Origin of the sequence: Klebsiella sp. CB_Kp196 (assembly GCF_040061575.1) — a bacterium.
In the GTDB taxonomy this organism is placed as follows: domain Bacteria; phylum Pseudomonadota; class Gammaproteobacteria; order Enterobacterales; family Enterobacteriaceae; genus Klebsiella; species Klebsiella michiganensis.
On record NZ_JBEAFH010000056.1, the window covers coordinates 117,702 to 125,428 of the forward strand.

Annotated in this window: 7 protein-coding genes; 3 read left to right on the forward strand and 4 right to left on the reverse strand. The window is 50.7% G+C overall.

Features of this window, described 5'->3' with window-relative positions:
• Nucleotides 1-280 precede the first annotated feature (280 nt).
• Nucleotides 281-3,070 (reverse strand): DNA polymerase I, encoded by a 2,790-nt coding sequence (gene polA, locus ABLU87_RS20530; RefSeq protein WP_048263214.1) that lies wholly within the window; start codon nt 3,068-3,070, stop codon nt 281-283.
• A gap of 396 nt (nt 3,071-3,466) precedes the next feature.
• Between polA and ABLU87_RS20535 the strand changes: the two genes are divergently transcribed.
• Entirely contained in the window at nt 3,467-4,366 is a 900-nt protein-coding gene (locus tag ABLU87_RS20535; protein ID WP_049103681.1) for an acyltransferase, read from the forward strand.
• A gap of 49 nt (nt 4,367-4,415) precedes the next feature.
• On the opposite strand, the gene dsbA is transcribed toward ABLU87_RS20535, so the two are convergent.
• From dsbA to ABLU87_RS20550, 3 genes are all read right to left on the reverse strand, one after another.
• On the reverse strand, nt 4,416-5,039 hold the full coding sequence (gene dsbA, locus ABLU87_RS20540) for a thiol:disulfide interchange protein DsbA (RefSeq protein ID WP_049084532.1): 624 nt from the start codon (nt 5,037-5,039) through the stop codon (nt 4,416-4,418).
• 27 nt (nt 5,040-5,066) lie between these two features.
• Nucleotides 5,067-6,053: a serine/threonine protein kinase gene (locus tag ABLU87_RS20545; protein WP_122117840.1), complete on the reverse strand. Its 987-nt coding sequence runs from the start codon at nt 6,051-6,053 to the stop codon at nt 5,067-5,069.
• A gap of 75 nt (nt 6,054-6,128) precedes the next feature.
• Nucleotides 6,129-6,398 (reverse strand): YihD family protein, encoded by a 270-nt coding sequence (locus tag ABLU87_RS20550; RefSeq protein WP_004855810.1) that lies wholly within the window; start codon nt 6,396-6,398, stop codon nt 6,129-6,131.
• 71 nt (nt 6,399-6,469) lie between these two features.
• Here ABLU87_RS20550 and mobA point away from each other — a divergent pair, with 71 nt between their 5' ends.
• A complete protein-coding gene (gene mobA, locus ABLU87_RS20555; RefSeq protein ID WP_025106519.1) occupies nt 6,470-7,051 on the forward strand; it encodes a molybdenum cofactor guanylyltransferase MobA in 582 nt (193 codons plus the stop codon).
• Nucleotides 7,048-7,566 carry a molybdopterin-guanine dinucleotide biosynthesis protein MobB gene (mobB, locus tag ABLU87_RS20560; RefSeq protein WP_032751769.1) on the forward strand — a complete coding sequence of 173 codons (519 nt, stop codon included), beginning with the start codon at nt 7,048-7,050 and terminating at the stop codon, nt 7,564-7,566. The genes mobA and mobB overlap by 4 nt, the downstream gene beginning before the upstream one ends.
• Nucleotides 7,567-7,727 lie beyond the last annotated feature (161 nt).

Consider the following 7,727-nt stretch of genomic DNA (forward strand, 5'->3'; position numbering starts at 1 on the left):
CGCAAAAAATTTTCTTTCGCGCAATAAAAAACGCCCCGGTCATAAATGACCGGGGCGGCTAAAATATTCAGCCAAATCCGATTACGTGAAGTAAAAGGTCTGAAAGATAGAACATCTTACCTCTGTACCCTACGTCTTTAACTCTACTCTTCTTTCGGTTACGGATAAAGCATTTTTTGTAGTTTTTTTTCACTCTTTACATAGCAAATTCAAATGATCATCACAAAATGCGATAAGTTATGTTACTCACTTACAAGAAATGACCTTCCTTACCGAATACTTAGTGCGCTTGATCCCAGTTTTCTCCACTACCCACTTCCACCAGCAGCGGAACCGCCAGCGTCGTGCTGCTTTCCATCAGTTCGTGGATCTTTTTCGCAACCGCCTCAAGGTCGTCTTTATGCACTTCAAAGACCAGTTCATCGTGTACCTGCATAATCATCCGCACGCGCGGTTTTTCGCTTAATAACCAGCTATCTACGGCGATCATCGCGCGCTTAATAATGTCGGCAGCGGTTCCCTGCATCGGCGCATTGATCGCCGCACGCTCGGCACCGGCGCGGCGCGCGCCGTTGCTGGATTTGATGTCCGGCAGGTAGAGACGACGGCCATCAAGCGTTTCAACATACCCCTGCTCTTTGGCCTGGGTGCGGGTGCGCTCCATATACTCCAGCACGCCCGGATAGCGCTCAAAGTAGAGATCCATATACTTTTGCGCTTCTTTGCGTGGAATATTGAGCTGGCGCGCAAGGCCGAATGCGCTCATGCCGTAAATCAGGCCGAAGTTGATCGCCTTCGCGCTGCGGCGCTGTTCGCTGCTGACGCTCTCCAGCGGCAAACCAAAGACCTCTGCCGCCGTCGCGCGGTGGATATCCTTCCCTTCCGCAAACGCGGTCAGCAGGCCCTTGTCGCGGGAAAGATGCGCCATGATGCGCAGTTCAATTTGCGAGTAGTCAGCAGAGACAATGAGATAATCTTCCGGAGCAATAAACGCCTGACGGATACGCCGCCCTTCTTCGTTGCGCACCGGAATGTTCTGCAGGTTCGGGTCTGTAGACGACAAACGTCCCGTTGCCGTAACCGCCTGGTGATAAGAGGTGTGAACCCGGCCCGTTTTCGGGCTGATCATCAGCGGCAGCTTATCGGTATAGGTGGATTTGAGTTTTGCCAGACCACGATACTCGAGGATGACTTTCGGCAGCGGATAGTCCAGCGCCAGCTCTTCCAGCACCTCTTCCGAGGTAGACGGCGCGCCGCCCGGGGTTTTCTTCAGCGGCTTAATACCTTGTTTTTCAAACAGGATGGTTTGCAGCTGCTTCGGCGAAGAGAGGTTAAACTCCTCACCCGCGATATCATACGCCTTCTTCTCCAGTTCAATCAGGCGTTTGGCTATCTCCTGAGAATGCGCATGCAGCACGGCCGGATCAATCTTCACCCCGTTACGCTCTACGCGGGATAGCACCGGCACCAGCGGCATTTCAATATTTTTAAAGACCTTCAGCGGGCCTTCATTTTGCTGAAGTTCAGGCCACATTTTGAGGTGCAGCTGCAGCGTGACATCGGCATCTTCCGCCGCGTAGCGGCCCGCTTCTTCCAGCGCGATCTGATTGAAGGTGAGCTGGTTTTTACCTTTACCCGCAATCTCTTCAAAGGTAATGGTTTTGTGCTTCAGCCAGCGATCGGAGAGGCTATCCATATCATGGCGGCCCGCCACGCTGTCAAGAATGTAGGATTCCAGCATGGTATCAAAGGCAATACCGCGCAGTTCAATGCCGTAGTTAGCCAGGATACCGCGGTCATATTTGAGGTTTTGCCCAACCTTCAGAACCTTGTCATCTTCCAGTAGCGGTTTCAGCAGCTCAAGGACACGGTCGCGCGGGATCTGATCCGGTGCATCCAGATAATCATGGGCAACCGGTACATAGGCCGCAACGCCAGGCTCAATGGCGAAGGATAAGCCGACCATATTGGCGGATACGTTATCGAGGCTGTCAGTTTCGGTATCAAAGGCAAAAAGCGGCGCTTTCTTCAGGCTCTCAACCCAGGTCAACAACGTTTCTTCATCAAGGATCGTGACATAATTTTCAGAAGAGAGCGCCGTCGCGGTTTCCTCCTCCGCATCGGCCACGTCAGCCACCGCTACAACCGCCTTTGCCGCAGGCTTAGCGCCTTTTGCCTGCATCCACTTGCCGGACTCTACATCGGTGATCCAGCGTTTGAATTCATATTTTTTAAACAGCGTGAGCAGTTCATCAGCGACGGGTTGCGCAACCAGCAAATCTTCACAGCCCAGCTCCAGCTCAACGTCCGTTTTGATCGTCGCCAGCTGATAAGAGAGGTACGCCACCTCTTTATTCTGTTCCAGCTTTGCGGCCATCGTTTTTGCGCCGCGGAAGGTCAGCCCAGCGATTTTTTCAGGCTCAGCGTATAACGTATCAAGGCCACCCAGCCCCTGCAGTAACGCCTGCGCTGTCTTTTCTCCCACGCCAGGTACGCCTGGAATATTGTCCGATGAATCTCCCATCAGGGCCAGAAAATCGATGATCAGCTCCGGTGGTACGCCGTATTTCGTCACCACTTCATCGGGGCCAAGGATAGTGTTGGTCATGGTGTTAATCAGCGTAATACCCGGCGTAACCAGCTGGGCCATATCTTTATCGCCGGTGCTAATCAGTACCGGACGCCCGACCTTTTCAGCTTCACGCGCCAGGGTACCGATGACATCATCGGCTTCTACGCCAGGAACAGCCATTAGCGGCAGGCCCATCGCTTTTACCATGGCATGCAGCGGCTCGATCTGCGCACGCAGATCGTCCGGCATCGGCGGGCGATGAGATTTATAGTGCTCAAACAGTTCATCACGGAAAGTCTTCCCCTTGGCATCAAACACGACGACAGCGTGGGTCGGTTGATACTGCAGGATCAGGCTTCGCAGCATATTCAGCACGCCATACATTGCGCCTGTCGGTTCACCAGCGCTATTCGTCAGCGGGGGGAACGCGTGATATGCCCGATAAAGGTAAGAGGAGCCGTCAACGAGGATGAGAGGGTTTTCTGGGATCTGAACCATAATTTCCGTGCCTGTTTATCAGATTATCGGTAAAGGATGCCACAGACGGGCATTAAATCCTGAATTTTTCCCGCATTTCGTCGAAAAGATTCTGCGATCCTTTCGATCGCGTTATGGGCTATCCTGTGGATAACTTTGTGAATATTTTTATAACGACAGCCAAACAATCGTTAATTAAATCATCCATAAACAAATTATTTCATATTTATCATTAAGTTATACACGCATAATTTGCTTTAATAACACCATGGCGACTCAATGTTCCATGTGGATATAAGATCCGAAAATTTTTCTGTTCTGGTAAGACCCGTTATTTACGCTATTTTCTGGTAAAATCAGCCTCTTGCGCCGTTTAAACGCGTTCTTTGTCAGTCTAACTTTCTGAATAAATTAACTATGTCGAGATTACTCGCCGCGATAACGCTCCCGCTGAGTATCGCCCTGACTATCATAGTCACCATAATCTGCTCGGTGCCAATCATCGTCGCCGGGCTGATTAAACTTCTTGTGCCTATTCCTGCGGTCTGGCGCTCGATATCCGTTTTTTGCAATTTCATGATGTACTGCTGGTGTGAAGGGCTGGCTCTGCTGCTGCCTCTTAATCCCTGGCTTAAATGGGATGTACAGGGCCTGGATGGCCTGAATAAGAAAAACTGGTATCTGCTCATCAGCAACCACCATAGCTGGGCAGATATCGTGGTGCTTTGCGTGCTGTTTCGCAAACATATCCCGATGAATAAATATTTCCTCAAGCAACAGCTCGCCTGGGTGCCGTTTATTGGGCTGGCCTGCTGGGCGCTGGATATGCCTTTTATGCGCCGCTATTCCCGAGGCTATTTACTCCGCCATCCAGAACGCCGGGGCAAAGATGTTGAAACCACTCGCCGCTCCTGCGAGAAATTCCGCGCGCATCCAACAACGATTGTTAACTTTGTCGAAGGCTCTCGTTTCACGGAAGAAAAGCAACAGCAGACCCGTTCGCCTTACCAGAATCTGTTATCGCCAAAGGCTGCGGGTATTGCCATGGCATTAAGCGTGCTCGGCTCGCAGTTTGATAAGCTTTTGAACGTCACGTTATGCTATCCGGAAAACAACCAAAAGCCGTTTTATGACATGCTGAGCGGCCGATTGACGCGGATTGTGGTGAGAGTCAGTCTTGAACCTGTGACGGAAGAGCTGCACGGCGATTATGTAAATGACAAAAACTTTAAGCGACGCTTTCAGCGCTGGCTAAACAGGCTTTGGGAAGAGAAAGATCGGCAGCTAACGGAAATAATGCAGCAGGCAGAGAAATAATTGTGGGCGCAGAAAAGAAAAACGCCGGTCAGTAACCGGCGTTTATTTTTTATTTCTTCTCAACGAGCTGCTTAACGGCATCGGCATACTGGGCAACAAATGCGTCCATGTTGCTGGTATCCATACCCTGCGGGTTAAGCTGGTATTTACCGTTAACGTACATAGCCGGCACGCCCTGCAGCTGGAAATCAGCGGCGGCTTTCTCTTGCTGAGCCACCAGGGATTTCACCACGAAGCTGTTCCAGGCTGCATCGTAATCTTCACCTTTAACGCCGGCGTCAACGAAGACCTTACGGATATCGGCCACGGTCTGGACGGTCTGGTTTTTCTGTACCGCTTCAAACATCGGCACGGTAATTTTATCTTCCACACCCAGCGCCATCGCAACGGCCCACGCCTGAGTCAGATCCTTGCCTAACGGACCCAGGAACTCAACGTGGTATTTCGTCATTTTGACGCCTTCAGGCAGCTTTTTCTTCACGTTATCTGATACATGAAGAACTTCCTCAAACTGATAGCAATGCGGGCAGTAGAACGAGAAAAACTCGAGCACCTGCGGCTCACCGGCAACGGGCTTATCGAGGGTAATATACTGCTTACCGTCGGTGATCTGGGCAGCGGATGCACTGAAAGCCAGAATCATACCAGCCAGCGCTAGCCAAATTTTTTTCATGATTAATTCTCTCCTGGATATATCACATTAATACATTGGCGTTAACTGAAGAGGCGGTTCCTGCAGAACCTTTACCTGCTCAAGAAAAGTTGTTGTCTGCCCGCGCCAGTAATCTTCCCCGGTTAACCACGGGAAGTTTTTAGGAAAAGCGGGATCTTCCCAGCGCCTTAATAACCACGCCAGATAATAAACTAACCGCATTGCACGTAAAGGTTCGATGAGGGCAATTTCATCGGTATTGAAAGCGCTGAACTCTTCATACGCTTCAATGATCATCTCAAGCTGCATCCGTTGTTCGGCTTTATCGCCGTTCAACAACATCCACAGATCCTGGATAGCAGGTCCATTACGTGAATCATCTAAATCAACAAACAGTGGCCCATCGCGCCAGAGGATGTTTCCCGCATGGCAATCACCGTGTAACCGTAAAATATTGGCGCGTCCGTGCCATTGCGCCATTACCGCATCAATCAGCTCATCGGTAGCGCTGAGAAAAGCCTCTTTCAGACCTGCAGGTATCAGCGGGGAAAGCTCAAAGACCTGGCGTGGCTCAAGAAGATACTCATTCGTCCCTATCTCCGGACGCGCGACAAAACGCTGTTTGCGTCCAGTTTGATGCAGACGGCCAAGGTAGCGCCCAACCCATTCCATCTGATCGAGGTTATCCGCCTCAAACTGACGTCCACCCAGGCTTGGGAATACGGCGAAAAAGAATCCCTGATGCTGATGAAGGGTACTGTTGTTAAACGACAACGGCGCCGCTACAGGGACTTCGTCCTGCACGAGCTGGAGGGAAAACTGATGTTCTTCGAGGATCTGCTGGGCGGACCAGCGCTCAGGACGATAGAACTTCACCACATAGCGGCGACGATCTTCGTCCTGAAACTGGTAAACCCGGTTCTCATAGCTATTAAGCGGAGTGAGACCGGAGTCCACCCGCATTCCCAGATCAAATAAGCCATCAATGATGGTATCCGGGTGAAGCGTCTGAAAAGTGAAAGCCTTATCGTGCATCCTGACATCCGATAATCGTACGAATGATACAGGATATCATCTCATTGCCGATTCCGCGGCAGCGCTTACAACCTTTTACTCTTTAATCACGCCGCGAGCGCGTAGCAGCGCGGTTTTAAAATCTTCTTCATAATCTTTCTGAATCCCGGGAATAACGGCTTCTTTTGCCGAGTCGCGCATCTTCAGATGATAAATCAGAATATCGTCGGAGAGATCGTTCAACTCACCGGTGTATCCGGCCTCTTTCGCCAGTTTTTGCAAAAATTGCATTAAATTCAGCTCGGGTTCTTTCTGCCAGGCTGGCTGGAGGAGTTCAATGACTTCATTCAGACGTTTACATTTCATAGCAATGCTCCTTACTCTTGATAGGAATACGTTAGCAGGGACAATCCCACAATGAAAGAGGCGATATTAATATGCAGGGCAAGGTCATAACCGGCGTCGTGCTGGCGGGAGGAAGAGGCTCGCGCATGGGAGGAATAGATAAAGGATTACAGCTGCTGAAAGGTAAAGCCCTGTGGCGTCATGTCGCCGATGCGCTGCAGCCGCAGGTTACAAAGCTGGTAATTAGCGCTAACCGCAATCTTGATTGCTGGCGAAGCAGCGGCTACCCGATTATTACCGACTCTCTGAACGACTTTCCCGGGCCGTTGGCCGGCATGCTTTCCGTAATGCATCAGGTTGAGGGCGAGTGGTTTCTGTTTTGTCCCTGTGATACGCCATTTATCCCATCATTTCTGGCGACGCGCTTAATACAGCAGAGAAAATCCTCTCCAGCCGTTTGGGTACACGATGGTGAACGTGACCATCCGGCCATTGCTCTGGTGAATCGCGAGGCGATCGGCGAACTGGAAACGTATCTGGCGGCAGGAGAAAGACGGGTAATGGTATTTCTGCGCAAAATTGGCGGTCATAGCGTCGATTTTAGCGATGTAAAATCAGCATTTATTAACGTCAATACTCTCGACGATTTGCAACGTATGCAGGTGCCATCATGATCCCGCTTTTAGCCATCGCAGCCTGGAGCGGTACAGGTAAAACCACCCTACTGAAGTCGCTGATTCCGGCACTGCGCGCGGAAGGCTTACGGCCAGGGCTAATTAAACATACTCATCATGATATGGACGTGGATAAGCCCGGTAAAGACAGCTATGAACTGCGTAAAGCCGGAGCGGCTCAGACGATTGTCGCCAGCTCCCAGCGTTGGGCATTAATGACGGAAACACCCGAAGAGCCTCCGCTGGATCTGGAATGGCTGGTTAGCCGAATGGATGCATCAACGTTAGATTTAGTCCTGGTTGAGGGTTTTAAGCATGAAGCTGTGCCCAAAATCCTGCTTTTTCGGCAAAACAGCGGACATAGTATTGAAGAATTAGCTTATGACGATGACGTGATTGCCATAGCCAGCGATACGCCGGTCGAGACGTCGCTTCCATTGTTAGATTTAAATGATGTCCCGCAAATAGCCGCTTTTATTATGCAGTGGTTAACGGGGTTTAACGAGGACCGATAGTTATTGCAGAGATATAGCCATGATCGCGCCTTCTGAAGGCATCTGCTGATAGTTTCAGACGACAAAAACGCAAAAAGCCCATCCGTCAGGATGGGCTCTTCACTTGTTTGATGCCTGGCAGTTCCCTACTCTCACATGGGGAGACCCCACACTACCATCGG